This is a genomic window from Kitasatospora sp. NPDC051914, assembly GCF_040680995.1.
In the GTDB taxonomy this organism is placed as follows: Bacteria; Actinomycetota; Actinomycetes; order Streptomycetales; family Streptomycetaceae; genus Kitasatospora.
The window spans coordinates 74,262-99,759 of record NZ_JBFAXX010000009.1 but is presented as its reverse complement, the minus strand read 5'-3'; the positions used below and the strand labels follow the sequence as shown (position 1 = coordinate 99,759).

The following is a 25,498-nucleotide window of genomic DNA, read 5'->3' as shown; positions in this document are numbered from 1 at the left end:
TCAGAACGTCCCTCCGACGAGGAGTTGTGCCATGGACACCACCGCAGACCCCCGCCCGCTGTACCTTCGCGCGCTCGGCCAGCTGGAGAAGCTCGCCGCCGCCGTCACCCCGGAGATGCTGGAGCGGCCGACCCCGTGCAGTGCGTACGACCTGCGGGCGCTGCTCGGCCACACCGTGGGCGGGGTGCACCGCAGCGCGTACACCGGTGAGGGCGGCCGGGGGATGGACGTGGCCACCGCGGTGGGTGCGGTCGCGGACGACGACTGGGTGGGGGCGTTCGGCCGGGCCCGGGAGCGGTGGGCGGCGGCCTGGCGCGAGGACGCCGCGCTGGAGCGCGTGGTGGAGGTCCCGTGGGGGCGGGTGCCGGGGCGGCTCGCGGTGGGCGGTTATCTGATGGAGGCCGTCACCCACTCCTGGGACATCGCGCAGGTCGTCGACCCGGAGGCCGCCCTGGACGAGGAGCTGGCGCACGTGGTGCTCGGCACCGCCCGGCAGGTCCTGCCGGCGGAGGGCCGCGGCGAGGGTGTGCCGTTCGGCCAGGCGCAGCCGGTTCCGGACGACGCCGGGGTGTACGCGCGGATGGCGGCCTGGCTGGGCCGCTCGGTCTGAACCCTGCGGTCCGGGCCGTGGGCGGCCGCGCCGTCGGGCGCGGCCGCCGCACGGGCGGGGGCTACTCCCGGCCGGCCGAGGTGAAGGTCATGTCGGCGTAGCGGGTGCCGGTCACCCGGCCGGCGATCGGCTCCAGCTCGGCGAGCTCCTCCGCGGTCAGCCGCAGGCCGGCCGCGGCGGTGTTCTCGGCGAGGCGGCTGCGCTTGCGGGTGCCGGGGATCGGCACCACGGTCAGCCCGTGCACCTCGGCGCGCTGGTGCACCCAGGCGAGGGCGACCTGCGCGGCGGTGGCGCCGCGGTCCGCGGCGATCTTCTGGATCGGGGCCACCAGGGCGGCGTTGCCCTCCGCGTTGGGGCCGGAGAACTGCGGGTGGTAGCGCCGGTAGTCGTCCGCGCTGAGCTGCTCGGCGGCGGTGAACGCGCCGGTCAGGAAGCCGCGGCCGAGCGGCGAGTACGGCACGAAGGCGACCCCGAGCTCGGCGGCGGCCGGCACCGCGGAGCGCTCGACGTCCCGGGAGAAGATCGACCACTCGGACTGCAGGGCGGCGATCGGGTGCACCGCGTGCGCCTCGCGCAGCTCGGCGCCGGTGACCTCGGAGAGCCCCAGGTGCCGGACCTTGCCGGCCTGCACCAGCTCGGCCATCGCGCCCACCGACTCGGCGAGCGGCACCTGCGGGTCGCGGCGGTGCATGTAGTAGAGGTCGATGACGTCGACGCCGAGCCGCTGCAGCGAGGCGTCCACGGCGCTGCGGATGTACGCCGGGTCGTTGCGGACGCCCCGGTACGTCGGGTCCTCGGCGCGCCGCTCGATGGCGAACTTGGTCGCCAGCACGACGCGGTCGCGGTTGGCCCGGACGAAGGGACCGATCAGCTCCTCGTTGTGGCCCGAGCCGTAGACGTCGGCGGTGTCGAACAGGGTGACGCCCAGGTCGAGTGCGGCGTCCAGGGTGGCCAGGGCCTCCGCGGTGTCCGTGGGGCCGTAGAACTCGCTCATTCCCATGCAGCCGAGGCCCTGGATGCCGACGACGGGGCCGTTGGTGCCGAGCGGTGCGGTGGGGAGGGTCATGCGCTCTTCTGCTTCCTGTCGGCCGCAGCGTCCGCGGGCCGTCCGGCCTGGGGGCCGAACGTGCCGTCGCCGGACGTGCGGGACGAATAGATGTCGATCTTGTAGTCGAGCACCGCGAGGGTGGCGTGCAGGTCCGCGATCCGCTGCCGGACCTCCTCGCGCTGGGCGACGAGGATGTCCCGCCGTTCGCCCATGGTGTGGTCGCCTTCCCTGACCAGCTCCACGTAGCGCAGCATGTCCGCCACCGGCATCCCGGTGAGCCGCAGCCGGCCCAGGAAGGCCAGCCGGGCCAGGTCGGCCTCGCTGTAACGGCGCTGGCCCGAGTGCGAGCGGTCCACCGGGTCCAGCAGACCGATCCGCTCGTACCAGCGCAGCGTGTGGGCGGTCAGCCCGGTGGCCGCGGAGACCTCGCTGATCGTGTGCCACTCCGGGCGCTCCGCGGCGAGCGGCTCCTCGGCCACCGGCTCCTCGTGACTGCAGGAGAGCGGGTCCCGGAAAACGGCGGTGGAAGATGCGGACGTTGCCACGGTGGACCCCTCGGTGGTCGGCGACGGCTACGACGCTACTGAGTTCGAGCGCACTCCAAGCAAGCCTGCCACGCGCCCCGGTCCGGCGGACGGCTATCGTCGGCGCATGCAGAGCTTGCGGATGATCGAGGACTGGCCGGTGCCGAACGCGGCGGCCGCGGTGGTGCAGGGCGCGGACGGCGCGGTGCTGGGCGCGCACGGACTGCAGGAACACCTGTTCCCGTTGGCGTCCGTGACCAAGCTGCTCTCCGCGTACGCCGCCCTGGTCGCCGTCGAGGAGGGCGTCTTCGAGCTGGACGACCCGGCCGGGCCCGAGGGCTCGACCGTGCGCCACCTGCTCGCCCACACCTCGGGCCTCGCCTTCGACGAGCACCGGGTGATGGCCCGGCCCGGCACCCGCCGCCTCTACTCCAACGCCGGGTTCGACGTCCTCGCCGACACCCTGGAGAAGGCCTCCGGCATCCCCTTCGCCCAGTACGCGCAGGAGGCGGTCTTCCGGCCTCTGGGCATGCACGCCACGCTGATCAACACCGCCCACCGGGCACCGGCCGGCGCGGGCGGTCTGTCGACCGTCGCGGACCTGGCGCTGTTCGCCGCGGAGCTGCAGGCGCCGCGGCTGCTCGACCCGTCCACGCTGCACCGGGCCACCCGCGAGGTCGCCTTCCCGGGCCTCGGCGGCGTCCTGCCCGGCTTCGGCCACCGCCGCCCGAACGACTGGGGCCTCGGCTTCGAGATCCGCGGCACCAAGGAACCGCACTGGACGGGCGTCACCAGCTCCCCCGAGACCTTCGGCCACTTCGGCCAGTCCGGCACCTTCCTCTGGGTCGACCCGGCGGCCGGCGTCGCCGCCGTGGCCCTGACCGATCGCGACTTCGGCCCCTGGGCCGCCGAAGTGTGGCCCGGCTTCACCGACGCCGTCCTCGCCGAACTCCGCGGCTGAAGCGGCAGGCCCCCCAGGGGCGCGGGGCAGTACGGGTGCGCCACCAGGGGCGCGTGAGGGTGTGCTTCAGCCGAACTGCAGTGGTGTGTGCATCTCCCAGAGGAGGAGTTCGGCGCCGTCGGGGCCGGCCGTGGGGTCGGCGAAGGCGTCGCCGGTGATGCGGACGGCGTCGCCGGGTTCGAGGGAGCGGCCGGCGCCGTGCGGGCCGGGGACGGTGCGGTAGCCGAGCGAGCCCGCGGTGAGGTGGACGTACCGGTACGGGGCCTCGGGGAGGGCGGGCAGCGACTGCCAGGGCCCGGCGGTGACGAGGTACAGGGCGGCGTCGGAGCGGCGCAGCCGCAGGGCGTCCGACGCGGCGTCACGTTCCATGCCGGAGGCCAGCAGGGTGAGTCCGTCCGCCGCGGGCTCGACGCGCCGCAGGCCGTACGCGGGCTCGGTGCCGAAGGCGTCCGGCTGGAGCCACATCTGGACGAAGCGGACGGGGGCGTCGGCACCGCCGGGGTTGCGCTCGGTGTGGCTGACGCCGGAGCCTGCGCTGAGGTGCTGGACCATGCCGGGCCGGACGATCCCGGCGTGGCCGTCGCTGTCGCGGTGGGCGAGGGCGCCCTCGAGGACCCAGGTGAGGATCTCGGTGTCGCGGTGGCGGTGCTCGTCGAAGCCCGCGCCGGGCGCGAGGGTCTCCTCGTTGCAGGCGAGCAGGGCGCCGAAGTGGGTGTTCTTCGGGTCGTAGTGCCCGGAGAAGGAGAAGGCGTGCCTGGTCTCGATGCCTTCGGCCGGGGTGGAGCGGTAGCGCTCGGGGGCCCGGCGGAGGTCGGCGCGGCCGCGGTCACGGGTCTCGGTCACGCGCCTACGGTAGCCGGTCGGCGGTGTCCGGCGGCCGGTCCGGCCCGGCGCGCCGGGAGGGCGAGCGGCGGGGGGTGTGCACGAGCACGCCGTCAGGTGAGGCAGTCTTGTTCCTGTGCCAGCCGCTTCAGCAAAACCCGACAGTGCAAAGCCCGACAGTGCGAGGGCCGACAAGAAGGCCGCCGCCCGCAAGGCGGCTCCGGCCGCGGAGCCGCCGCGCCCGCCGAGAGGCGGCCGGCTGACCGCGCAGGAGCGCCGACTTGCCGCCGAGCGGGCCGAGTTGCGTGCGGCGACGCTGAAACGGCTGGAGAAGTCCTCGGGCAAGCTGGCGACCGCCGCGATCTCGCGGATGGACGACCAGCTGTCCTGGTACCGCCGGATGCCGCCGGAGCACCGCTCGTGGATCGGGCTGGTCGCGCAGGCCGGCATCGCCGCGTTCACGGAGTGGTACCGGCACCCGGAGGCGCCGCAGGCCATCTCCACCGACGTCTTCGGGACGGCGCCGCGCGAGCTGACCCGGGCGATCACCCTGCGCCAGACGGTCGAGCTGATCCGCACCACGATCGAGGTGATGGAGGAGGCCATCGAGGAGGTGGCCGCCCCCGGCGACGAGGCCGGCATGCGCGAGTCGGTGCTGGTGTACGCCCGGGAGATCGCCTTCGCGACGGCGCAGGTGTACGCGCAGGCGGCGGAGGCCCGCGGCGCGTGGGACGCCCGTCTGGAGGCGCTGGTCGTCAACTCGCTGCTGTCGGGTGACGCGGACGAGGGTGTGCTGTCGCGGGCCGCCGCACTCGGCTGGGGGCAGCCCAGCCAGGTGCGGGTGGTCATGGGCAGCGCGCCGGACGGCGACAGCGAGGCGGTGGTGGAGGCGATCCGACGGGCCGCCAGGTACGCCAAGCTGCAGGTGCTGACCGGGGTGCTGGGGCGCCGGCTGGTCGTGGTGGTGGGCGGCGACAAGGAGCCGGTGCACACCGCGAAGGCGTTGATCGGCCAGTTCGCGCCGGGTCCGGTGGTGGTGGGCCCGAGCGTGCCGGACCTGCTGTCGGCGACCCGGTCGGCGCAGGCCGCCGCGGCCGGTCTGAAGGCGTGCGCCGCGTGGCCGGACGCGCCGCGGCCGGTGCTGGCCGACGACCTGCTGCCCGAACGGGCGCTGGCCGGGGACCAGGCGGCGAGACGCCAGCTGGTGGAGGAGATCTACACACCGCTGGACGAGGCGGGTTCGGCACTCCTGGAGACGCTGAGTGTCTATCTGGAACAGGCGTCCTCGCTGGAGGGGGCGGCCAGGATGCTCTTCGTCCACCCGAATACCGTGCGCTACCGGCTGCGTCGTGTGACTGACGTCACGGGCTATGCTCCGTCCGACGTACGTTCGGCGTTCACCCTGCGCATCGCCCTTGCGCTGGGCCGTCTCGGAACGGTCGGCGAGCAGGGCTGACCGCGCTGTAGGGACTGCACAACCCGGCGTGCTTTTCTTCGTTGTCGTCGCCTACCCGCCCACGGGTGCCTGGCGAGAGAGGGTTGAACCGTGCTCGTAATCGTCGCCCCTGGACAGGGTGCTCAGACCCCCGGATTCCTCAGCCCCTGGCTCGAGCTGGACGGCGCCGCCGACCGGCTGCAGCAGTGGTCTCAGGTCGCCGGTCTCGACCTCGTCCGCTACGGCACCGAGGCCTCCGAGGAAGAGATCAAGGACACCGCGGTGGCTCAGCCGCTGCTGGTGGCCGCCGGTCTGCTGACCTCCGGCGTACTGTTCGCCGACTCCGACTTCGGCTCGCTGGTGTCCGGCGTCGCCGGCCACAGCGTCGGTGAGATCACCGCGGCCGCGCTGGCTGGCGTGCTGAGCGCCGACGACGCGCTGGCCTTCGTCCGCGAGCGCAGCCTGGGCATGGCCGAGGCCGCCGCGGTGACCGCGACCGGCATGACCGCCGTCCTCGGCGGCGAGCCGGACGTCGTCGCCGCCAAGCTCGCCGAGCACGGCGTGACCGCGGCCAACAACAACGGCGGCGGGCAGATCGTCGCGGCCGGCACCCTGGAGCAGCTGGAGGCGCTGAAGGCGGACCCGCCGGCCGGCGCCCGGCTGATCCCGCTGAAGGTGGCCGGCGCGTTCCACACCGAGCACATGGCCCCGGGTGTGGCCCGGCTGGAGAAGCTGGCGCCGACCCTGTCGGTGGCCGACCCGACCGTCGCGTACGTCTCCAACAAGGACGGCGGTGTCGTCGCCTCCGGAGCCGAGGTCCTGGCCCGGCTGGTGTCGCAGGTGTCCAACCCGGTCCGCTGGGACCTGTGCATGGAGACCCTCCAGCAGCTCGGCGCGACGGCAGTGATCGAACTGTCGCCCGCCGGCACCCTCACCAACCTGGTCAAGCGCAACCTCAAGGGCGTGGCGACGCTGGCCCTCAAGACCCCTGCCGATCTCGACAAGGCCCGCGGGCTGGTCGCCGAGCACGGCGCTCAGGAGAACAACGGATGACAGCGCCCCAGATCAAGCCCGCGGCCGGTGCCGCCCACTCGCGCATCCTCGGGGTCGGCGGCTACCGACCCGTCCGGGTGATCCCCAACGCCGAGGTCCTGAACTGGATCGAGTCCTCGGACGAGTGGATCCGCACCCGCAGCGGCATCGCCGAGCGCCGCTGGGCCGGCCCGGAGGAGACCGTCGCCGAGATGTCGGTGCAGGCCGCCGGCAAGGCGATCGCGCAGGCCGGCATCCGCCCGGAGCAGATCGGCGGCGTGATCGTGGCCACGGTCTCGCACCTCAAGCAGACCCCGGCGATCGCCACCGAGATCGCGGACCGGCTGGGCTGCGGCACCGCCCCGGCGTTCGACATCTCGGCCGCCTGCGCCGGCTTCGGCTACGGCCTGGGCCTGGCGGACGGCATGGTGCGCGGCGGCAGCGCCGAGTACGTGCTGGTGATCGGCGTGGAGCGGCTCAGCGACCTGACCGACACCTCGGACCGTTCGACCGCGTTCATCTTCGGCGACGGCGCGGGCGCGGCGATCGTCGGTCCGTCCGACACCCCCGGCATCGGCAAGGTGATATGGGGCTCGGACGGCTCCCAGCGGGACGTCATCTCGCAGACCCAGGCCTGGGACACCGCGTTCGCCAAGGAGGACGCCGTCAACGGCGCCGGCGACGAGGCCAAGTGGCCCGCGCTGCGGATGGAGGGTCAGTCCGTCTTCCGCTGGGCGGTCTGGGAGATGGCCAAGGTGGCCCAGCAGGCGCTGGACGCCGCCGGGATCACCGCCGACCAGCTCGGCGCCTTCATCCCGCACCAGGCCAACATGCGGATCACCGACGCCATGATCAAGGCGCTGAAGCTGCCCGAGTCGGTGCCGGTCGCCCGCGACATCGCCGAGACCGGCAACACCTCGGCCGCGTCCATCCCGCTGGCCATGGAGCGCATGCTGGAGAGCGGTGAAGCCAAGAGCGGCGACCTCGCCCTCATCATCGGCTTCGGGGCGGGTCTCGTGTACGCCTCCGCAGTCGTTACTCTCCCCTAGGCATCACGCCCACCCCTGAAACCTGCGACGGTCCGCCGGACCGCTCGCTGTCAACACCGAAGAGGAGCAGCCGTTATGGCTACCAAGGACGAGGTTCTGGAAGGTCTCGCCGAGATCGTCAACGAGATCGCCGGCATCCCGGCCGAGGACGTCGAGCTCGACAAGTCCTTCACCGACGACCTGGACGTCGACTCGCTGTCCATGGTCGAGGTCGTCGTGGCCGCCGAGGAGCGCTTCGACGTGAAGATCCCGGACGACGAGGTCAAGAACCTCAAGACCGTCGGCGACGCGGTGGACTACATCCTCGCCAACAGCTGAGCCCCCGCGGCCGGCAGGACCGGCCGCCACGGTCGGCCGGGGCGTCATCCCGCCCCGGCCGGCCGAATCCCCCACGGCTCCTCCGCCCCCTTGCACACGTGAGAGAAGAAGAACCAGTGACCGCTGAAAACCGCACCGTGGTAGTCACGGGTATCGGCGCCTTCACGCCGCTGGGCGGCGACGCCGCCTCGTTCTGGGAGGGCCTGCTGGAGGGCCGTTCCGGCGTGGCCGCGCTGACCGAGGAGTGGGCCGCGGACCTGCCCGTCCGGATCGCCGCCCGCACGGCGGTGGACCCGGCCGAGGTGCTGCCCCGTCCGCTGGCCCGCAAGCTGGACCGCTCGGCGCAGTTCGCGCTGATCGCCGCGCGCGAGGCCTGGGCCGACGCCGGCTACGAGACCCCGGCCACCGACGAGTCCTCCAAGCTCGCGCCCGAGCGCCTGGGCGCCGTGATCGCCTCCGGCATCGGCGGCGTGACCACCCTGCTCGACCAGTACGACGTGCTGAAGGACAAGGGCGTCCGCAAGGTCTCCCCGCACACCGTCCCGATGCTGATGCCGAACTCCCCCGCGGCCAACGTGGGCCTGGAGGTCGGCGCGCGCGCCGGCGTGCACACCCCCGTCTCCGCCTGTGCCTCCGGCGCCGAGGCGATCGGCTACGCGATCGAGATGATCCGCACCGGCCGCGCCGACGTCGTGGTGGCCGGCGGCACCGAGGCGGCGATCCACCCGCTGCCGATCGCCGCGTTCGCCAACATGATGGCGATGTCCAAGAACAACGACGACCCGCAGCGCGCCTCCCGCCCGTACGACAAGGCCCGCGACGGCTTCGTCCTCGGCGAGGGCGCCGGCGTCGTGGTGCTGGAGTCGGCCGAGCACGCGGCCGCCCGCGGTGCCCGCGTCTACTGCGAGGCCGTCGGCCAGGGCCTGTCCTCGGACGCCCACCACATCGCCCAGCCGGAGCCGACCGGTGCCGGTGTCGCCCGTGCGATCGCCGACCTGTTCGAGCGCAGCGACCTGGACAAGGCCGAGGTCGTGCACGTCAACGCGCACGCCACCTCGACCCCGCAGGGCGACACCGCCGAGGTGAAGGCCCTCGCCAAGGAGCTCGGCGAGCACCTGGAGCACGTCGCCATCTCCGCGACCAAGTCGATGACCGGCCACCTGCTGGGCGGCGCCGGCGGCATCGAGACCGTCGCGACCGTGCTGGCGCTGCACCACCGCACAGTCCCGCCGACCATCAACGTCGACGACCTGGACGACGAGATCGACGCGGACATCGTCCGCGGCGAGGCGCGCAAGCTCCCCGCCGACGGCCGGATCGCCGCCCTGAACAACTCCTTCGGCTTCGGCGGCCACAACGTGGTCCTCGCCTTCCGCACCGTCTGACGGCAGCAGCCGAACGAGCCGCCCGCTCGGGCGGCTCGCCTCAGGGGCGCGGGGAACCGCACGGGACGGAAGGGCACTTCATGTGCTCTCCGCCACGCGCGGTTCCCCGCGCCCCTCGTGGTTTCCGGTCACACCACCTGGTGGAGCCACCGGACCGGCGCGCCCTCGCCCGCGTAGCGGAAGGGCTCGAGTTCGTCGTCCCAGGGCTTGCCGAGCAGCCGGGCGAGTTCGGTCTCCAGGTCACTGCCCTCGTTCTTGGTGCGGAGCAGGACGGCCCGCAGCCGGTCCTCCGGGATCAGGATGTCGCCGTGGATGCCGGTGACGGCGTGGAAGATGCCGAGGCTCGGGGTCGAGCTGTAGCGCTCGCCCTCCGCCGTGGCGCAGGGCTCGCTGGTGACCTCGAACCGGATGAGCTGCCAGCCGCGCAGCGCCGAGGCCAGGCGCGAGGCGGTGCCGGGCTCCCCCTGCCAGGAGAGCTCGGCGCGCCAGTGCCCGGGCGCGGCGGGCTGGCGGATCCAGTCGAGGCTGACCCGCACGCCGAGCACCCCCGCGACCGCCCACTCGACGTGCGGGCACAGCGCGCGGGGCGCGGAGTGGATGTACAGGACACCACGTGTCGTCACCGGGACCTCCAGGCTGTGGACGAGGGTCGCCTTCCCCAGCTGCCTCGTACCTGTCACCGGCAGGTACTCCGTACCACCGTGAAGCTCAACTTACTCGACATTAGGTAATCAAATTGAGCAAAACGGACAAGCTTTCACCCAATGCTAGTCGAATCCACCATGAGGTCCACCCCCTTGCCCATGCACTCCCCCGAACGGACCTATTCCGTCCGGAGACGCACCATCACCCCCTCGAGCGGCGGGTGATGACACCCCGTCGGGCCGTGCACCAGGGCGGACGCACCTTCCGCCCGCACACGAACCACCCCCGCGGCGACGTGCCGCGGGGGTGGACCATGACGGGGCGTCAGGAGCTCAGAGCTTGACGACCATCTTGCCGGTGTTGTCGCCGCGGAGGAGGCCGAGGAAGGCCTCGGCGGCGTTCTCGACGCCCTCGACCACGGTCTCGTCGTAGCGCAGGCTGCCGTCCTTCAGCCAGCCGGCGACCTCGGCGACGAACTGCGGCTGGAGCGCGGCGTGGTCGCGCACGATCATGCCCTGGAGGCGCAGCCGCTTGCCGATGGCGAGCGCCAGGTTGCGCGGGCCGGCGGGCGCGGAGGTCTCGTTGTACTGGGCGATGGCGCCGCACAGCACGGCCCGGCCGTGCAGGTTGAGCGCGCCGATGGCGGCCTCGAGGTGGTCGCCGCCGACGTTGTCGAAGTAGACGTCGATGCCCTCGGGGGCGGCCGCGGCGAGCTGCTCGGCGACCGGGCCGTCCTTGTAGTTGAAGGCGGCGTCGAAGCCGTAGTCGCCGACGAGCTTGGCGACCTTGTCCGCGGAGCCGGCCGAGCCGACGACCCGGGCGGCGCCCTTGAGGCGGGCGATCTGGCCGACCAGCGAGCCGACGGCACCGGCCGCGCCGGAGACGAAGACGGTGTCGCCCTCCTTGAAGGAGCCGACCTCGAGGAGTCCGGCGTAGGCGGTGAGGCCGGGCATGCCGAGGACGCCGAGGTAGTACGAGAGCGGTGCGGCCGCGGGGTCGACCTTGACGCCGTGCGCGGCGGGCAGGGTGGCGTACTCGCGCCAGCCGAGGCCGTGCAGGACGGTGTCGCCGACCTCGAAGCCCTCGGCGGCGGAGGCGACGACCTCGCCCACCGCGCCGCCGTCCATGGCCGCGCCGATCGCGAAGGGCGGCACGTACGACTTGGTGTCGTTCATCCGGCCGCGCATGTACGGGTCCACCGAGAGGTAGGTGTTGCGGACCAGGATCTCGCCCGGGCCGGGCTGCCGGACGGGAGCCTCGACCAGTGCGAAGTCGGTCGGCACCGGGGTGCCGACGGGGCGGGCCGCCAGGTGCCACTCGCGGCCGGTGGTCGGGATGTCCTGCTCTGCCATTGCGCTGCCTCCATGTCGTGGCGACCTGAAATGTTGACCTACTGAAGCAATCGTGGACATGAATAGTTCACATTGTCAAATGTTCAGGTACCATGGACCCCATGGAGACGCAGCAGCCGCCCATCGACCCCGTCACGCTGGAGGTCACCGACCTCATGGCGAGCCTGGTCGGGATCTTCCACCGCGAGTACGAGGAGGCCGCCGCCGCCCGCTCGCTGACCGGCGCGCAGGCCAAGGTCCTCGCCCTGCTGCGCCGCGGCCCGATGCCCATGCGGCACATCGCGCAGACCCTCAGCTGCGAGCCGTCCAACATCACCGGCATCGTCGACCGGCTGGAGTCCCGCGGGTTCGTCACCCGCGAGGCCGACCCGCAGGACCGCCGGGTCAAGCTGGTCGCCGCCACCGGTGCCGGCACGGCCGCCTCCGTGGAGCTGCGGGAGTCCCTGCACTTCGCCCGGGAGCCGCTCGCCGCCCTCGCGCCGGAGGAGCGCCTCCAGCTGCGCGACCTGCTCCGCCGGATGCTGGAGGGCGCCACGCCGTCCGCGTGAGGGCGCAGCGCCGCCGAGGGGGTGCCGGACGGGTTCGCGCGGAGAAAATCCGCACCTGATCCGGTCGGCGTGTAACCGAACGGCCCGCCAGGCCGTCTCAGAGGTGGGGGCACACAGGAGTGCCGGCCATTCCGCTTTTCGGGCCGGGCACGGCCGTACAGAGAGCAACTGTGTGATGACCGACAAGAGCCGACCTGCCGCGGCTTCCCGCAGCACGGGCCGCCGCCTGGCGCGGATCGCCGGCGCGACCGCCGCCGTCCTGGTCCTGGCGACCGCCGGCGCCGGCGCCTGGTTCTACCACCGGCTGGACCAGAACATCAGCACGTTCTCCGCGGACGGCGTCGCCACCAGCCGTCCTCCGGCCGGCCCCACCGCGTCCGGCGGCGGCCGCTCGGTCAACGTGCTGCTGCTCGGCTCGGACACCCGCACCGACGGGAACAGCTCGCTGGGCGGCGGCGAGGAGGGCGTGGGCCACTCGGACACCGCGATCCTGCTGCACGTGTACGCCGACCACAAGCACGCGGTCGGCGTCTCCATCCCCCGCGACACCCTGGTCACCGTCCCGCCGTGCAAGCTGCCGAACGGCTCCTGGACGAGCGAGCGCACCAACCAGATGTTCAACTCGGCGTTCACCGTGGGCCTGTCCCCCGAGGGCAACCCGGCCTGCACCCAGAACACCGTGGAGGCGCTGACCGGCCTGCGGATCGACCACACGATCGTGATCGACTTCAAGGGCTTCGCCGCGATGACCGACGCGGTGCACGGCGTCGACGTGTGCGTCCCGGGCGACGTCGACTCCTACGGCATACACCTCACCAAGGGCCGCCAGACGCTGAGCGGCCGGCAGGCGCTGGACTACGTCCGCGCCCGGCACGGCTTCGGCGATGGCTCCGACATCGGCCGGATGAAGCGCCAGCAGGCCTTCCTCTCCTCACTGATCAAGAAGGTGCAGGGGCAGGGCTTCGACCTCACCACCCTGCTGCCGCTCGCCGACGCCGCGACCAAGTCGCTCACCGTCGACCAGGAGCTCGGCAGCGCCATGAAGCTGGCCACCTTCGCCCAGTCGCTGCAGGGCATCAAGCTCGCCGACATCACCTTCGTCACCGTGCCCTGGGAGTACGCGGGCGCGCGGGTCGCCCTCGTCCACCCGGACGTCGACACCCTCTGGGAGCTGCTCCGCCAGGACCGCACCCTGGACGGCCGCAGCACCGCCCCGGCCACCACCGGCACCCCCTCGCCCGGCGCCCCGTCGGGCGGTCCGGCCTCGCCGTCGGCCTCGGCCCCGCAGTCCGTCGCCCCGTCGCCCTCCCCCGGCCAGACCCGGGCGCCCGAGCCGGTCGCGACGGCCGTGCAGGTGACGGTGCACAACGCCTCCGGTGCGGCCGGCAGCGCGGGCCGGGCCGCCACCGCGCTCAGGGCCCACGGCTACCGCGACGTCGTGGTCGGGGCGAACACCAAGGGCCGGTCCACCACCACGGTCGGATACTCGTCCGGGCACCGGGCGGCCGCCGAGCAGCTCGCCGCGCTCTACCCCGGCGCCACCGTCCGGCCCGACGCGGACGCCGACGGCCTGGTGCTGACCCTCGGCCAGGACCACGCGTCCGGCGACACCTCCGGCCCCGTCGCCGCCCTGCCGAGCAGCATCCCGACCGGCATCACCGGCAACGCCCGCCCGGCCGACAGCGACCTCTGCGCCGACCTCAGCTACGGCTGACGGCCGGCCCGTCCGGCAGCCCGGTGACCACCAGCGTCACCCGGCTGCCGGGCGCGATCCCGCCACCCGCGGCCAGCCCGTGGACGGCCCGCAGCGCCTTGGCCACGTACCGGCGCTCCAGGCCGATGCCGTGTCGCTGCTCGAAGCCGGCCGCGAACTCCTCCAGTGCGGCCGGCACCCGCCCGTAGCCACCGCCGTGGTGGCCGTGGTCGATCCGCCAGTTGTCGAACTCCCGCCCGTACGCGGCCCGGTGCAGCGCGGCCACCTCCTGCTCCAGGTAGCCCTCGCCGCGGAGCACGGCCACCCCCAGGGCGCGGGCACCGGGCGGCAGTCCGGCCGCGATGCCGGCCAGGGTGCCGCCGGTGCCGACCGCGCAGCACACCACGTCCCGCTCGCCGAGGCCCCCCAACTCCGCCGGCAGGGCCGCCGTCCCGCGGACGGCGAGCGCGTTCGAACCGCCCTCGGGGAGCACCAGGCAGCGCCCCCAGCGCTGCACCAGCGGGTGCCCCCGGGCCCGGACCAGCTCCCGGTAGGCGCTGCGGGCGACGAAGACCAGTTCCATGCCGTCCGCCTCGGCCGCCGCCAGCGAGGGGTTGCGCGGCCGGTCGGCGAGCTCCTCGCCGCGGACGATGCCGACCGACGCCAGCCCGAGCGCCCGGGCCGCGGCGGCGGTGGCCCGCAGGTGGGTGGAGTACGCGCCGCCGAAGGTGGCCAGCCGGGTGTGCCCCTCGGCCAGCGCCCGTTCCAGGTTGGGGGTGAGCTTGCGCCACTTGTTGCCGGGCACGGTGGGGTGCAGCAGGTCGTCGCGCTTCAGCCGGAGTTCGACGCCGGCCCGGGCGAGCACCGGGTCGTCGACCGCGGTGAGCGGGGTGGGCAGGTCGGCGGGCAGCGGCACCCCGCCAGGATAGGCGGCCGCGCGGGGGCCGGATCAGGCCGGCCGCGTGGAGCTGAGGTGGGCGAAGACCACCACGTTGTCGCTGTAGTCGTGGGTGGCGCGGTTGTACTCGCCGGCGCAGGTGATCAGCCGCAGCTGGGCGTCCGGGGTGTCCCCGTAGACCAGCTGGTCGGGGAAGGCGTTCTTGGGGAAGGTCTGCACCGAGTCGACGGTGAAGACCGCCACCGAGCCGTCCTCGCGGGTGATCTCGACCGGATTGCCGGGGCGCATCACGTACAGCATCAGGAAGACCGCCGGGCCCTTGGTGGTGTCGACGTGGCCGGCGACCACGGCGGGGCCGCGCTGGCCGGGGGTGGGGCCGTCCTTGTACCAGCCGACGAGGTTGCGGTCCTCGGGCGGCGGAGCGGCCAGGCCGCCCTCCGGGGTGAGACCGAGCTCGGTGAACGGGGCCTCGACGAACAGCTGCGGGATGCGCAGCTTGACCGGCTTGGAGCGGGACATCGCGGGGGCGGCCGAGGCCGCCCGGCTGGGCTGGACGAGCGGCGTCGGGGAGGCGCTCGCGACCGCCGCGGGGCCGCTGTCCGTGGAGCGGGGGGCCGCCGGGGTGGTCTCCACGGACTGGTACATGACGAGCAGCCCGACCGCGGCGAGGCCCATCGCCCAGCGCAGCGCGTTCTTGCCCTCGCCTCCGGTGCGCTTCCCGGACGGGGAGTCGGTGCCGGACGTCTGCTGGCCCATGGACGGCCGCCTCTCACGGGGTCCTGTTCAGAAGGGAAGGACGCGTCCGGCCGCGCCCGGCTTCCGGGGCGGACACGGCCGGACGCGGCCGGTGGGCGGGCGGTTCCACGGGGTCGGAACCGCGCCGCGCTCGGGGGGTGGTTATGCGGCGTCGGTGCCGCGGCGGCGGCGCAGGACGACCGTCCCCACGCCCAGGCCGCCCGCGAGCAGGGCGGCACCGGTGGCCAGTCCGCCGCCGGAGACGGCGAGCCCGCCGCCGCCGGTGTGGACGCCGCCGTGCGGGGCCTTGCCCGTCCAGGAGCCCTCGGCCTTGGTCTCCGTGCCGGAGTCCTTGCCCTCCTTGGTGCCCTTCCAGCCGTCCGTCGTGCTCCCGGACTTGGGGTCGGACTTGGCGTCGGACTTGTGGTCCTGGGTGGCGGACTTCTCCTCGGCCGTCCGGCCGGAGGGGGCCTTCTCCGGGGCCTTCTCCGTCGGTGCCTGCTCCTGCCACACCCTCTGGTCGTCGGCCCCGGGACCAGTGGGCGGGTCGGCGTACGCGGCCGGAATGGCGACGGCCAGGGCGGCGGCGGCGGCCGCTCCGGCGAGGAGGATGCGCTTGGGCAGCATGGGTCCGGTCCTTCCGGCGCCTCCGTGCGACAGCCGGCCTGGGTGCCGGCGCAGGGGATCGCGGACGCGCCTTCCCCACCGTGGTTCACGCGCCGTCAGCCCGCCACCGCTGGTCGGGGGGCACCGGGGGGCCGACGGACCGTCAGCCGGGACGTCCCGGCAGCTTGCACCGGAGTGTCGCGGAAGAGGGGCTGTGCGGCAGCCGGGGGAGGCACTGGGCCGTTGGGGTGTAGCTGCGGCAATCGGCCGCGCCATTCGGTCGGCCTCGGGCATGCATCCGCCATGCTGTCACATCATCAGATCATCACCCGCCGGTTGCTTCTGAGCGTCGCCGGGATGGGCCTGCTCTCCGCGGCCGGGTGCCAGCTGGCCTCCCACGACGGCGGCGACGGGGCGGCCCCGGCCGGCCTGCTGCCCTCCGACCCCGTCCCGACCGCACCCTCCGCCTCTGCCGCACCCTCCGCAACCGCGTCCGCCTCCGCCACCCCGTCCGGGCCGCTGTCTCCGCAGCCACGCCGGATGAGCAACCCGCTCTTCTCCCTCACCTCCGGCGACCGGCTGGTGGCACTCACCCTGGACGACGGCCCGGACCCGGTGCACACCCCGATCGTGCTGAACATCCTGGAGCGCTACCACCTGCGCGCCACCTTCTTCCTGATCGGCGAGAACGCCGCCCGGCAGCCCGGCCTCGTCCGGGAGATCGCCGCCCGCGGGCACCACATCGCCAACCACACCTGGAGCCACCCCGACCTGCGGGGCATCCCGGACGCCACCGTCCACGACCAACTGCTGCGCACCTCGGACCTGCTGGGCAGCGCCACCGGCCGCGCCCCCACCTGGTTCCGCGCCCCCGGCGGCGACTGGTCGGACGCCTCGCTGCGGATCTGCGCCGAACTCGGCATGCGTCCGATGGGCTGGTCGGTGGACCCCCAGGACTGGGCCCGCCCCGGCGAGTCCCTGATCACCCAGCGGGTGCTGAAGGCCATCGGCCCGGGCTCGATCGTGCTCAACCACGACGGCGGCGGCGACCGCTCGCAGACCGTCGCCGCGCTGCAGACCTACCTGCCCGTACTGATCGACGAGGGCTACCGCTTCACGGCCCCGCAGTGACGGCGGTACCGGCGGCAGTGCGGTGACGGGCCGCCCGGGGGTCAATCACGCCCGGAGGCGGCCCCGTTCAGGTGAATCACGGCCTGTCGCAGGCCTGTCGCGGACGGCGTGCCCTAGGGTTCTCGGCAGCGGGGACAGCCCTGCCCGGCTGCTTCACGGACCGTCGGAGGTAGGGCGGGTGGGACTCGAACCCACGACCAAGGGATTATGAGTCCCCTGCTCTAACCGGCTGAGCTACCGCCCCCCGATCCGGCCTGCCGCGCCGGCGCGAAGGCCCTTGCAGCAGCAGACGGCCCCTCAGGGCCGTCACCGGCAGCATAGCCGGTCGATCAGCCTGAATGCGCGCCGGGTGCGCATCCGGGTACGCCCGCGCACTCCGCCCGACCCACCCGCCCCCTCCGTCCGGCCCTCGGCATCTCTGGCGCGGCCCGCCCGGGTGCTGATAGATCTTGTAGGGGGCCCGCATCCGGCGGCCGGCCACCGACGGAAGCGAGACGGGCTGATGGCAGGCAGGCGGCGAACCGGCGCGCTGGTACTGCTCGCAGCCGTCCAATTGACCGCGTCGGCCTGCGCCTGGCCCGGCGGCACCCCGGAGATCCCGAGCTCGCACCCGGCGCCGCGGGACGCCGCCAACGACCGGATCGGCGCCCTCTTCCTCGGCAGCGCGGACGGCCCGCGGATGTGCACCGCCAGCGTGGTCAGCAGCCCGCACCGCAACCTGCTGGTCACCGCGGCCCACTGCGTGGAGACCCTGGACCGCGGCCGCGAGGAGGGCCTGGTCTTCGCCCCCGGCTTCCGCGACGGCCGCACCCCCTACGGCACCTGGCCGCTCACCGGGATCACGGTGGACGGGCGCTGGACGGCCGCCGAGGACCCGGAGTACGACGTGGCCTTCCTCACCGTCGCCGGCGTGGACGGCCAGGAGATCGAGGACGTGCTCGGCGGCAACCGCCTGGGCACCGGCCGCGGCTTCGACCTGCCCGTATCGGTCACCGGCTACCCGAACGACAGTGAGGAGCCGATCACCTGCAGCACCCGGACGGCCTCGCACAGCCCGACCCAGGAGAGCTTCCGCTGCACCGGCTACAGCGTCGGCACCAGCGGCAGCCCGTGGCTCACGGCGGACGGCGCGGTGATCGGGGTGATCGGCGGCTACCAGCAGGGCGGGTTCGAGGACCAGGTCTCCTACAGCGTCGCCTTCGACGCGCGGGTCGCCGAGCTGTACCGCCGGGCCACCGCCTGAACGGCCGGCCGCCCCGGGGAAACACGAAGGCCCCTCGGTGGGACCGAAGGGCCTTCGCTCTGCGCTGATCACCCGCCACTCGGGGTGAAGCTCCCCCAATTGGACTCGAACCAATAACCTGCCGATTAACAGTCGGCTGCTCTGCCAATTGAGCTATGGGGGACTGCTGTTACCGCAAACGAACGGGCGGCCGCGAGGGCCGTCCGGGGCTCCCCCAATTGGACTCGAACCAATAACCTGCCGATTAACAGTCGGCTGCTCTGCCAATTGAGCTATGGGGGATCGAGCTTCCGCCTCGCCCCCGGATCTCCCGGGCTCTCGGCGCTCGCTGCGGGACATACATTAGCGCACTGTGGGGGGTGGTCCGCCAATCGCTTTCCCCCGGGCTCCCGGCCGCGGGCCGCCCGCCCCGCCCGGCGCGCCCCGCGCGCGGCCGTCCGCGCGGCCGGGGATGCTGGTGCCACGGCCGCGCCCGCCCCTGCGGGCAGCTGCCTCCGGGGCGGTTCGCCGCCGGGATCGACGGGTAGGCGCAACGCGGCAGACGACCGCGTGGAAGGGCGGAGAGCAGAGCATGTGGAAGCTGACGTTCATCGTGGGGGCCGGGGTCGGCTACGTCCTCGGCGCCAAGGCGGGCCGGCAGCGGTACGAACAGATCGTCCGCACCGCCCAGAAGGTCTCGCAGAACCCGAAGGTCCAGGACGCCGCCGGCAAGGCCAAGCAGCAGGCGGGCGCGGTGGCCGGCAAGGCGGCCGGGGCCGTCGCGGACAAGGTCGGCGACCGGCTGCCGAACGCCGTCACCGACCGCGTCTCGTACTTCCAGCGCCAGCACGCGACGGACGACAGCTGGGGCACCGTCCGCCCGTAGGACACGCCCCGCGGCGCGCGACGGACACGGGACCTCCGCAGGTCCTGTACCGACTGGGCAACACTTGACGCGGTCGGCCGCGTACCGGCCGTCCGCTGAGGCATGATCGCATCATGGCCATCGTTGTGGGCATCGACAGCTCCACCACTCGCACCAGGATCGTCGCGTGCGACGCCGAGACCGGCGCCGTCCTGCGGGACGGCCGGGCGCCGCACCCGCTCCCGGAGGGCGCCGATGCCCGCGGCACCGAGGTCGACCCGCAGACCTGGCTGCACTCCCTCGGCGTGGCGGCCACCGGCGGCCTGCTGGAGGGCGTCACCGCGATCGGCGTCTCCGCCCAGCAGCACGGCCTGATCGGGCTCGATGCGGGCGGAGTGCTGGTGCGCCCCGCACTGCTGTGGAACGACCCCCGCTCGGCCGGGGCCGCCGCCTCGCTCATCGACGCGCTCGGCGGCCCCGCCCCGTGGGTGGAGGCGATCGGCTCGGTGCCCTCGCCGACGTACACCATCGCCAAGCTGCGCTGGCTTGCCGAGTTCGAGCCGGTCTCGGCGAAGCGGATCGCCGAGGTGCTGCTGCCGCACGACTGGCTGGTCTGGCAGCTGCTCGGCCACCCCAGGCGGCGCACCACCGACCGCGGCGACGCCTCCGGCACCGGGTACTGGTCGCCGGTCACCGGCGAGTACCGGCAGGACCTGATCAAGCTCGCGCTCGGCCACGAGCTGCACGTCCCGGACGTGCTCGGCCCGGCCGAGGCCGCCGGGCACACCCCCGAGGGCCTGCTGATCTCGGCCGGCACCGGCGACAACATGGCCGCCGCCCTCGGGCTCGGCCTGCGCCCCGGCGACGCGGTGGTCTCGCTCGGCGGCAACGGCACCATCTTCGCCGTGCACGAGCAGGCCGTGGTCGACGTCACCGGCGCCGTCTCCTCCTTCGCCGACGCCACCGGGCGCCACCTGCCGATGGCCGGCACGCTGAACGCCGCACAGGTGCTCCGCTCGACCGCCGCCATGCTCGGCTGCGACCTGGAGGCGCTCAGCGACCTCGCCCTGCAGTCCTCCCCCGGCGCCTACGGGCTGGTGCTGCTGCCCTACCTGGACGGTGAGCGCACCCCCAAGCTGCCGCACGCGGCCGGCACCCTGACGGGCCTTCGGGCCGAGTCGATGGGCCCTCAGCACCTGGCCCGCGCCGCCGTCGAGGGCATGCTCTGCAACGTCGCCGAGGCGCTGGACGTGCTGCGCGCGCACGGCGTCGCCGTCCACCGGGTGTTCCTGCTCGGCGCCGTCGGGCGGCTGCAGGCCGTCCGCGAGATCGCGCCGCTGCTGTTCGGCGTGCCGGTGCTCGTCCCGCCGGCCGGCGCGCACGCGGCGCGCGGTGCGGCGCGGCAGGCCGCCTGGGCGCTGGCCGGCACCCCCGAGCCCCCCGTGTGGGAGCTGCCCGACGTGGTGGCCCTGACCCCGGACCCGGAGACGGACCTGGCGATCGGCAACGCGGTGCGCCAGCAGTTCAAGGCCGTGCGCGAGCAGATCCACCCGGAGACGGCCGGCTGACCGGGGCGGGAGCCGTCAGTCGAGGTACGCCCGGAGCTGGTCGGCGTAGGCGTGCGCGCGGAGCTTGCCGAGCGCCTTGGACTCGATCTGCCGGATGCGCTCGCGGGTGACGCCGAAGAGCAGGCCGATCTCCTCCAGGGTGCGCGGCCGGCCGTCGTCCAGGCCGTAGCGCAGCCGGGCGACCTGGCGCTCCCGCTCGCCGAGGGTGGCCAGCACGGCGTCCAGGTGCTCGCGGAGCAGTAACAGGGCCGCGCTCTCGGCGGGCGAGGCGGCGTCGGCGTCCTCGATGAGGTCGCCGAGGGCCACGTCCTCCTCCTCGCCGACCGGGGTGTGCAGCGAGACCGGCTCCTGGGCCAGCCGCAGCACCTCGCGGACCCGTTCCTCGGGCAGCTGCACGGCCAGCCCGACCTCCGCCGCGGTGGGCTCCCTGCCGTGCTCCTGGAGCATCGCCCGCTTGACCCGCAGGACGCGGTTGATCTGCTCGACCACGTGGACCGGGACGCGGATGGTGCGGGCCTGGTCGGCCAGCGCCCGGCTCATCGCCTGGCGGATCCACCAGGTGGCGTACGTCGAGAACTTGTAGCCGCGGGCGTAGTCGAACTTCTCCACGGCGCGGATCAGGCCGAGGTTGCCCTCCTGCACCAGGTCAAGCAGGGTCAGGCCGCGGCCGACGTACCGCTTGGCGACCGAGACCACCAAGCGGAGGTTGGCCTCGATGAGGCGGCGCTTGGCGATCCGCCCGATCACCACCAGGCGGTCCAGGTCGTCGGCCAGGGCGGCACCGACCGGCTCCCCCGCGGCGGCGGCGCGGTCCAGCGCCTCCTCGGCGAAGAGGCCGGCCTCGATCCGGCGGGCCAGCTCGACCTCCTCCTCGGCGGTGAGCAGGCGGACCCGGCCGATCTCGCGGAGGTACTGGCGGAGCAGGTCGGCGGCGGGGCCGGTGGTGTCGTCCAGGGCCGGGACGGGGGCGGCGTCGGGCTCCTCGGCCTCGTCGTGCCCGGTGCCGGTCTGCGCGGCCCCGCTCCGGACGGCCTCCTCGGCCTCGGGCGGCCCGGCCTGCGGGGGCACCCTGGTCTGTGCGTCGGGCGGTCCTCCGGCGCGGTCGTGCACGGTGCCGTCCTCGTTCGCGAGGGCCTGGGGTCGGCGGACTGCGGCAAGCTCCACGGGAATCCCTTCGGGGCCGCGCGCGGCAGCTGGAGGACGCCGCGCCACACGGGACTGGGATACCCACCAGTGTGGGCCACGCCACACGCGGGACCGAGAGTCGTGCAGCGGCTTTCGTGAAGATGTACGGACACCCGGGTCGCCGTCGGCCCGCCACAAGGGGCGCGGCTGTCGTGGCGGCAGCCCTAGAGTGCCGCGGTGCCGCGGGAGCGGAGTTGGTGGCCGTACTGCTGGAGGGCGTACAACTCGCTCTGCACCGCGTTGAGTTCCTCGGCGGAGGCGCGGTTGCCGAGGCGCTGGAGGTGGGCGCGGACCTCGGTGACGCGGCGGTCCACGGCCTGCAGGCGGAGCTTCACCAGGAACTCGCCGGCGTAGATCTCGTCGGCCTTGCGCCGCGAGCGGATCGGCTCGACCGTCAGCTCCAGCACCAGGCGCCGCACTTCGTCGTCCGGGCAGACCTCGCGGACGGATCCGGTGAAGTCCGGCAGGGCGGCGCCGTACGCCGCGCCGCCGGCCTGGCCGATCGCCCGTCGCACCGCCTGGTACGGCGGGGTGGGGAACTCGTCCTCGCCGTACTGGTCGAACGCCGGGCTGACCAACTCGGGGTGCTGGAGGGCGAGTTTGAGTAGTTCACGTTCGACGAACTGGGCCGGGTCGCGCGGGTTCAGCCGGTACGCGGGCTCGGCCGGGCGGACGGGCTGCGGTGCGGGCTCGGCTCGGCGGGCACCCGGGCGGGTCTGGCCGTTCTGCTGGTTCTCGCGCTGCCAGCGGGCGAGCTGGCCGATCCGGCGGACGACGAACTGCTCGTCGAGGATGCCGAGCATGCCGGCGAGCTGGACGGCGTACTCGTGCTGGATGGAGCGGTCCTTGATCCGGACGATGATCCGGGAGGCCTCCTCCAGGGCGGCGGCCCGGCCCTCGGCGGTGTCCACCCGGTGCCGGGCGACGGCCTGCCGCAGGGCGAACTCGAAGAGCGGGACGGGGTTCTCGACCAGCTCGCGGACGGCGTCGTCGCCCTTGGCGAGGCGCAGTTCGCACGGATCCATGCCGCCGGGGGTGATGGCGATCGAGGTGCGGGCGGCGAACTTCTGGTCGTCCTCGAAGGCCCGCAGCGCGGCCTTCTGGCCGGCGGCGTCGCCGTCGAAGGTGAAGACCGTCTCCCCTCGGTACTGGGAGGTGTCCATCAGGAAGCGGCGGATCACCTTGATGTGCTCCTCGCCGAAGGAGGTGCCGCAGGTGGCCACCGCGGTCTCCACGCCCGCGAGGTGGCAGGCCATCACATCGGTGTAGCCCTCGACGACCACCGCCCGGCCGGACTTGGCGATCTCCTTGCGGGCCAGGTCGATGCCGTACAGCACCTGGGACTTCTTGTAGAGCGGCGTCTCGGGGGTGTTGAGGTACTTGGGACCGTTGTCGTCCTCGCGCAGGCGGCGGGCGCCGAAGCCGATGACCTCGCCGGCGGTGTCCCGGATCGGCCAGATCAGGCGGCCGCGGAAGCGGTCGATCAGGCCGCCGCGCTGGCCCTTGGAGGCCAGGCCGCCGAGCAGGATCTCCTTGTCGCTGAAGCCCTTGCCGCGCAGGTACCGGACGAGGTGCTCCCAGCCGGCCGGGGCGTAGCCGACGCCGAAGCGCTTGGCGGCGGTCTCGTCGAAGCCGCGCTCGGCGAGGAAGCGGCGGCCGATCTCGGCCTCCGGGGAGGCGAGCTGCTCCTCGTACCAGGCGGCGGCGGCCTTGTGGGCCTCGACCAGGCGGGTCCGCTCGCCCTGCTGGTGGCGCGGCGAGTAGCCGCCCTCCTCGTAGCGCAGGGTGATGCCGGCCTGGGCGGCCATCCGCTCGACGGCCTCGGCGAACGAGCAGTGCTCGATCTTCATCAGGAAGGAGATGGTGTCGCCGGCCTCGCCGCAGCCGAAGCAGTTGAAGACGCCCTTGCCCGGATGGACGTAGAAGGAGGCGGACTTCTCGTCGTGGAACGGGCAGACGCCCTTCAGCTGCGCACCGCCACCGTTGACGAGCTGCACGTAGTCGCCGACCACGGCGTCGATCGGCAGTGCGCTGCGCACCGCCTGCACGTCCTCGTCCCTGATCCGCCCGGCCATCCGTGAAGTGTAGGCGACCGGGCGGGAACGGAGGGGTCAGCGGGGCCCGACGAGCCGGGCGTGCAGGGCGAGGGCGGAGGCGTCGGTGAGGGTGGCGATCTGGTCGATCACGGCGCGCAGCGCGGCCCGGTCGTCCTCGGCCTCCTCGTGGACGGCGGCGAAGACCGGGTCGAGGCCGTGCGGGGCGCTGCGGGTGAGCGCGTCGGCGAGCTCGGCGATGACGATCCGCTGCCGGGAGCGGAGCTGGGCCTGCTCGTCGCGCTGCATGACGTAGCGGACGGCGACGGCCTTGAGCACCGCGCACTCCAGGCGGACGGGGCGCGGGACGACCAGTTCGGCGGCGTAGCGGGTGAGCCGGCCGGGGCCGTAGCGGGCCCGGGTGGCCTGCTCGGCGGCCAGGCAGAAGCGGCCGATGAGCTGGCTGGTGAGGTCCTTCAGACTTGCCCGGGCGCGGGCGCTGCCGTCGTAGCTGCGCGGCCACCACTCCTGGGACTGCAGCCGGTCGAGGGCCTCGGCGAGCTCGGCGGGGGCGGCGTCGGGGGCGTACCGCTCGGCGATCTTGAACAGCTCGGTGCGCTCCTCGGCGGAGCGCAGCGCGTCCGGATCGATGTGGCCGGCCTGGAGGCCGTCCTCGACGTCGTGGGTGGAGTAGGCGACGTCGTCGGACCAGTCCATGACGGTGGCCTCGAAGCACTTGCGGCCGTCCGGTGCGCCGGCCCGCAGCCAGCGGAAGACCGGCAGGTCGTCGCCGTAGACGCCGTACTTGGTGGAGGACGGGTCGGCGGGGTGCTCGCCGCGGGCCCACGGGTACTTGGTGGCGGCGTCCAGCGCGGCGCGGGTGAGGTTGAGGCCGACGCTGCGGCCGGGCCGGGGGGCGAGCCGGACGGGGGTCTCGTCCGCCGGGGCGAAGCGCTTGGGTTCGAGGCGGGTGAGGATGCGCAGCGACTGGGCGTTGCCCTCGAAGCCGCCGCAGTCGCGGGCGGCCTGGTCGAGCGCCTCCTCGCCGGTGTGGCCGAACGGCGGGTGGCCGATGTCGTGGGCGAGGCAGCCGGTCTCCACCAGGTCCGGGTCGCAGCCGAGGGCGGCACCGAGTTCGCGGCCGACCTGGGCGCATTCCAGGGAGTGGGTCAGTCTCGTCCGCGGGAAGTCGCTCTGCAGCGGGGCGACCACCTGGGTGGTGCCGGCGAGTCGGCGCAGCGCGGCCGAGTGGAGCACCCGGGCGCGGTCGCGCTGGAAGGAGGTGCGGCCGGGGCGCTTGTCCGGCTCGGGCACCCAGCGGGCCTCGGCGTTGGGGTCGTACGGCGTGGTGTCGTCCATATACCCGCCACGGTACGCCCGCTGACCGACATCCAGGGATGCGCCGCGCTACGGCCGGGCGGCCAGCAGGCGGCGCCACCGGGGCTGCTCGGTGACCAGGCAGGCGGCGGCGAGGACCGTGGCGGGGACGGCCGCCCACGCGGGCCAGGCCGCCCAGGCCCCGGCGACCGCGGCGGCGAGTTGGAGCAGGACGAGGCCGACGGTGACGTACCCGGGGACGGCGACGATCACCTGCTTCTTGTCGCCGGGGGTGGCGAGGACGGTCGGCAGGCCGATCAGCAGCAGGAGGGCGGCGGCGGAGAGCCAGGGCGAGACGCCGGCGAGCGCCCAGGGGGCGGCGACCCAGGCCACGAGTTCGGTGAGGAAGCGCAGCGCGTCGGGCAGCCGGACGGGGTCGGCGCGGCGGGTGGGTCCGGTGCCTGCGGGGGCGGTGCCTGCGGGGTCGGCCATGGGCCAACTCTCGCACGGCGGTGG

At 73.8% G+C, this 25,498-nt stretch carries 25 protein-coding genes and 3 tRNA genes; 13 read left to right on the top strand and 15 right to left on the bottom strand.

Annotated features, from left to right (window positions below; all coding sequences use genetic code 11):
- Positions 1-31: 31 nt before the first annotated feature.
- Complete coding sequence (locus AB0M03_RS08700) at positions 32-610, top strand: TIGR03086 family metal-binding protein (RefSeq protein ID WP_363489918.1); 579 nt, start codon at positions 32-34, stop codon at positions 608-610.
- Positions 611-671: 61 nt separating this feature from the next.
- Here AB0M03_RS08700 and AB0M03_RS08695 read toward each other — a convergent pair whose 3' ends face one another.
- Positions 672-1,676: an aldo/keto reductase gene (locus tag AB0M03_RS08695; RefSeq protein WP_363489916.1), complete on the bottom strand. Its 1,005-nt coding sequence runs from the start codon at positions 1,674-1,676 to the stop codon at positions 672-674.
- Complete coding sequence (locus AB0M03_RS08690) at positions 1,673-2,137, bottom strand: MerR family transcriptional regulator (protein WP_363490064.1); 465 nt, start codon at positions 2,135-2,137, stop codon at positions 1,673-1,675. Before AB0M03_RS08690 ends, AB0M03_RS08695 begins: the two co-directional genes overlap by 4 nt.
- Before the next feature lie 172 nt (positions 2,138-2,309).
- Between AB0M03_RS08690 and AB0M03_RS08685 the strand changes: the two genes are divergently transcribed.
- Positions 2,310-3,143, top strand: coding sequence for a serine hydrolase domain-containing protein (locus tag AB0M03_RS08685; protein ID WP_363489914.1), 834 nt, complete (start codon positions 2,310-2,312; stop codon positions 3,141-3,143).
- Positions 3,144-3,209: 66 nt separating this feature from the next.
- Here the strand turns inward: AB0M03_RS08685 and AB0M03_RS08680 are convergent, their stop codons facing one another.
- On the bottom strand, positions 3,210-3,986 hold the full coding sequence (locus AB0M03_RS08680) for a pirin family protein (RefSeq protein ID WP_363489912.1): 777 nt from the start codon (positions 3,984-3,986) through the stop codon (positions 3,210-3,212).
- Positions 3,987-4,224: 238 nt separating this feature from the next.
- Between AB0M03_RS08680 and AB0M03_RS08675 the strand changes: the two genes are divergently transcribed.
- From AB0M03_RS08675 to fabF, 5 genes are all read left to right on the top strand, one after another.
- Positions 4,225-5,421: a helix-turn-helix domain-containing protein gene (locus tag AB0M03_RS08675; protein ID WP_363490062.1), complete on the top strand. Its 1,197-nt coding sequence runs from the start codon at positions 4,225-4,227 to the stop codon at positions 5,419-5,421.
- A 90-nt stretch (positions 5,422-5,511) separates the two neighbouring features.
- Positions 5,512-6,453 carry an ACP S-malonyltransferase gene (locus tag AB0M03_RS08670; RefSeq protein WP_363489910.1) on the top strand — a complete coding sequence of 314 codons (942 nt, stop codon included), beginning with the start codon at positions 5,512-5,514 and terminating at the stop codon, positions 6,451-6,453.
- Positions 6,450-7,481: a beta-ketoacyl-ACP synthase III gene (locus AB0M03_RS08665; protein WP_363489908.1), complete on the top strand. Its 1,032-nt coding sequence runs from the start codon at positions 6,450-6,452 to the stop codon at positions 7,479-7,481. The genes AB0M03_RS08670 and AB0M03_RS08665 overlap by 4 nt, the downstream gene beginning before the upstream one ends.
- Before the next feature lie 75 nt (positions 7,482-7,556).
- Complete coding sequence (locus AB0M03_RS08660; RefSeq protein ID WP_095874994.1) at positions 7,557-7,799, top strand: acyl carrier protein; 243 nt, start codon at positions 7,557-7,559, stop codon at positions 7,797-7,799.
- A 116-nt stretch (positions 7,800-7,915) separates the two neighbouring features.
- Positions 7,916-9,184, top strand: coding sequence for a beta-ketoacyl-ACP synthase II (fabF, locus tag AB0M03_RS08655; protein WP_363489905.1), 1,269 nt, complete (start codon positions 7,916-7,918; stop codon positions 9,182-9,184).
- A gap of 128 nt (positions 9,185-9,312) precedes the next feature.
- Here fabF and AB0M03_RS08650 read toward each other — a convergent pair whose 3' ends face one another.
- On the bottom strand, positions 9,313-9,807 hold the full coding sequence (locus tag AB0M03_RS08650) for a DUF3145 domain-containing protein (RefSeq protein WP_363490060.1): 495 nt from the start codon (positions 9,805-9,807) through the stop codon (positions 9,313-9,315).
- 354 nt (positions 9,808-10,161) lie between these two features.
- Positions 10,162-11,181, bottom strand: a complete 1,020-nt coding sequence (locus AB0M03_RS08645; RefSeq protein ID WP_363489903.1) for an NADP-dependent oxidoreductase — start codon at positions 11,179-11,181, stop codon at positions 10,162-10,164.
- A gap of 101 nt (positions 11,182-11,282) precedes the next feature.
- Here AB0M03_RS08645 and AB0M03_RS08640 point away from each other — a divergent pair, with 101 nt between their 5' ends.
- Positions 11,283-11,729: a MarR family transcriptional regulator gene (locus AB0M03_RS08640; protein ID WP_363489901.1), complete on the top strand. Its 447-nt coding sequence runs from the start codon at positions 11,283-11,285 to the stop codon at positions 11,727-11,729.
- 175 nt (positions 11,730-11,904) lie between these two features.
- On the top strand, positions 11,905-13,443 hold the full coding sequence (locus AB0M03_RS08635) for an LCP family protein (RefSeq protein ID WP_363489899.1): 1,539 nt from the start codon (positions 11,905-11,907) through the stop codon (positions 13,441-13,443).
- Here AB0M03_RS08635 and AB0M03_RS08630 read toward each other — a convergent pair.
- The 3 genes from AB0M03_RS08630 to AB0M03_RS08620 form a co-directional block, all read right to left on the bottom strand.
- Positions 13,430-14,338 carry a pyridoxal-phosphate dependent enzyme gene (locus tag AB0M03_RS08630; RefSeq protein ID WP_363489897.1) on the bottom strand — a complete coding sequence of 303 codons (909 nt, stop codon included), beginning with the start codon at positions 14,336-14,338 and terminating at the stop codon, positions 13,430-13,432. The two genes, AB0M03_RS08635 and AB0M03_RS08630, sit on opposite strands and share 14 nt — an antisense overlap.
- Before the next feature lie 33 nt (positions 14,339-14,371).
- On the bottom strand, positions 14,372-15,076 hold the full coding sequence (locus AB0M03_RS08625; protein WP_363489895.1) for a class F sortase: 705 nt from the start codon (positions 15,074-15,076) through the stop codon (positions 14,372-14,374).
- A gap of 141 nt (positions 15,077-15,217) precedes the next feature.
- Positions 15,218-15,682 carry a hypothetical protein gene (locus AB0M03_RS08620; RefSeq protein ID WP_363489893.1) on the bottom strand — a complete coding sequence of 155 codons (465 nt, stop codon included), beginning with the start codon at positions 15,680-15,682 and terminating at the stop codon, positions 15,218-15,220.
- Between the two features lie 282 nt (positions 15,683-15,964).
- Here AB0M03_RS08620 and AB0M03_RS08615 point away from each other — a divergent pair, with 282 nt between their 5' ends.
- Positions 15,965-16,792 (top strand): polysaccharide deacetylase family protein, encoded by an 828-nt coding sequence (locus AB0M03_RS08615; protein WP_363489891.1) that lies wholly within the window; start codon positions 15,965-15,967, stop codon positions 16,790-16,792.
- Positions 16,793-16,962: 170 nt separating this feature from the next.
- Here the strand turns inward: AB0M03_RS08615 and AB0M03_RS08610 are convergent.
- Positions 16,963-17,036 (bottom strand) — tRNA-Ile (locus AB0M03_RS08610).
- Positions 17,037-17,294: 258 nt separating this feature from the next.
- On the opposite strand from AB0M03_RS08610, the gene AB0M03_RS08605 reads away from it, so the two are divergent.
- The gene (locus tag AB0M03_RS08605) at positions 17,295-18,035 is read left to right on the top strand and encodes a trypsin-like peptidase domain-containing protein (RefSeq protein WP_363489889.1); all 741 of its coding nucleotides are present in this window, start codon (positions 17,295-17,297) and stop codon (positions 18,033-18,035) included.
- A gap of 90 nt (positions 18,036-18,125) precedes the next feature.
- Here the strand turns inward: AB0M03_RS08605 and AB0M03_RS08600 are convergent.
- Together AB0M03_RS08600 and AB0M03_RS08595 are read right to left on the bottom strand one after the other, a co-directional pair.
- Positions 18,126-18,198, bottom strand: a tRNA-Asn gene (locus AB0M03_RS08600).
- 46 nt (positions 18,199-18,244) lie between these two features.
- Positions 18,245-18,317, bottom strand: a tRNA-Asn gene (locus tag AB0M03_RS08595).
- 289 nt (positions 18,318-18,606) lie between these two features.
- Here AB0M03_RS08595 and AB0M03_RS08590 point away from each other — a divergent pair.
- Both AB0M03_RS08590 and AB0M03_RS08585 read left to right on the top strand, forming a co-directional pair.
- Complete coding sequence (locus AB0M03_RS08590; protein WP_363489887.1) at positions 18,607-18,900, top strand: hypothetical protein; 294 nt, start codon at positions 18,607-18,609, stop codon at positions 18,898-18,900.
- 113 nt (positions 18,901-19,013) lie between these two features.
- On the top strand, positions 19,014-20,447 hold the full coding sequence (locus AB0M03_RS08585; protein ID WP_363489885.1) for an FGGY family carbohydrate kinase: 1,434 nt from the start codon (positions 19,014-19,016) through the stop codon (positions 20,445-20,447).
- A 15-nt stretch (positions 20,448-20,462) separates the two neighbouring features.
- Here AB0M03_RS08585 and AB0M03_RS08580 read toward each other — a convergent pair whose 3' ends face one another.
- The 4 genes from AB0M03_RS08580 to AB0M03_RS08565 all read right to left on the bottom strand — a co-directional run bounded on the left by AB0M03_RS08580 (position 20,463) and on the right by AB0M03_RS08565 (position 25,474).
- Entirely contained in the window at positions 20,463-21,557 is a 1,095-nt protein-coding gene (locus AB0M03_RS08580; protein WP_363490058.1) for an RNA polymerase sigma factor, read from the bottom strand.
- A 239-nt stretch (positions 21,558-21,796) separates the two neighbouring features.
- Positions 21,797-23,707: a DNA primase gene (gene dnaG, locus AB0M03_RS08575; RefSeq protein WP_363489883.1), complete on the bottom strand. Its 1,911-nt coding sequence runs from the start codon at positions 23,705-23,707 to the stop codon at positions 21,797-21,799.
- Between the two features lie 36 nt (positions 23,708-23,743).
- Positions 23,744-25,024, bottom strand: coding sequence for a deoxyguanosinetriphosphate triphosphohydrolase (locus tag AB0M03_RS08570; RefSeq protein ID WP_363489881.1), 1,281 nt, complete (start codon positions 25,022-25,024; stop codon positions 23,744-23,746).
- Positions 25,025-25,072: 48 nt separating this feature from the next.
- Entirely contained in the window at positions 25,073-25,474 is a 402-nt protein-coding gene (locus tag AB0M03_RS08565; RefSeq protein ID WP_363489879.1) for a hypothetical protein, read from the bottom strand.
- Between the last annotated feature and the right edge of the window lie 24 nt (positions 25,475-25,498).

Bases quoted from the DNA above. Each gene is read 5' to 3' on its own strand.
- AB0M03_RS08685 (WP_363489914.1), top strand. From the start codon at position 2,310: ATGCAGAGCTTGCGGATGATCGAGGACTGGCCGGTGCCGAACGCGGCG.
- AB0M03_RS08700 (WP_363489918.1), top strand. From the start codon at position 32: ATGGACACCACCGCAGACCCCCGCCCGCTGTACCTTCGCGCGCTCGGC.
- AB0M03_RS08645 (WP_363489903.1), bottom strand. From the start codon at position 11,181: ATGGCAGAGCAGGACATCCCGACCACCGGCCGCGAGTGGCACCTGGCG.
- AB0M03_RS08695 (WP_363489916.1), bottom strand. From the start codon at position 1,676: ATGACCCTCCCCACCGCACCGCTCGGCACCAACGGCCCCGTCGTCGGC.
- AB0M03_RS08640 (WP_363489901.1), top strand. From the start codon at position 11,283: ATGGAGACGCAGCAGCCGCCCATCGACCCCGTCACGCTGGAGGTCACC.
- AB0M03_RS08605 (WP_363489889.1), top strand. From the start codon at position 17,295: ATGGCAGGCAGGCGGCGAACCGGCGCGCTGGTACTGCTCGCAGCCGTC.
- AB0M03_RS08585 (WP_363489885.1), top strand. From the start codon at position 19,014: ATGGCCATCGTTGTGGGCATCGACAGCTCCACCACTCGCACCAGGATC.
- AB0M03_RS08665 (WP_363489908.1), top strand. From the start codon at position 6,450: ATGACAGCGCCCCAGATCAAGCCCGCGGCCGGTGCCGCCCACTCGCGC.
- dnaG (WP_363489883.1), bottom strand. From the start codon at position 23,707: ATGGCCGGGCGGATCAGGGACGAGGACGTGCAGGCGGTGCGCAGCGCA.
- AB0M03_RS08565 (WP_363489879.1), bottom strand. From the start codon at position 25,474: ATGGCCGACCCCGCAGGCACCGCCCCCGCAGGCACCGGACCCACCCGC.
- AB0M03_RS08570 (WP_363489881.1), bottom strand. From the start codon at position 25,024: ATGGACGACACCACGCCGTACGACCCCAACGCCGAGGCCCGCTGGGTG.
- AB0M03_RS08635 (WP_363489899.1), top strand. From the start codon at position 11,905: ATGACCGACAAGAGCCGACCTGCCGCGGCTTCCCGCAGCACGGGCCGC.
- AB0M03_RS08590 (WP_363489887.1), top strand. From the start codon at position 18,607: ATGTGGAAGCTGACGTTCATCGTGGGGGCCGGGGTCGGCTACGTCCTC.
- AB0M03_RS08620 (WP_363489893.1), bottom strand. From the start codon at position 15,682: ATGCTGCCCAAGCGCATCCTCCTCGCCGGAGCGGCCGCCGCCGCCGCC.
- AB0M03_RS08625 (WP_363489895.1), bottom strand. From the start codon at position 15,076: ATGGGCCAGCAGACGTCCGGCACCGACTCCCCGTCCGGGAAGCGCACC.
- AB0M03_RS08660 (WP_095874994.1), top strand. From the start codon at position 7,557: ATGGCTACCAAGGACGAGGTTCTGGAAGGTCTCGCCGAGATCGTCAAC.
- AB0M03_RS08615 (WP_363489891.1), top strand. From the start codon at position 15,965: ATGCTGTCACATCATCAGATCATCACCCGCCGGTTGCTTCTGAGCGTC.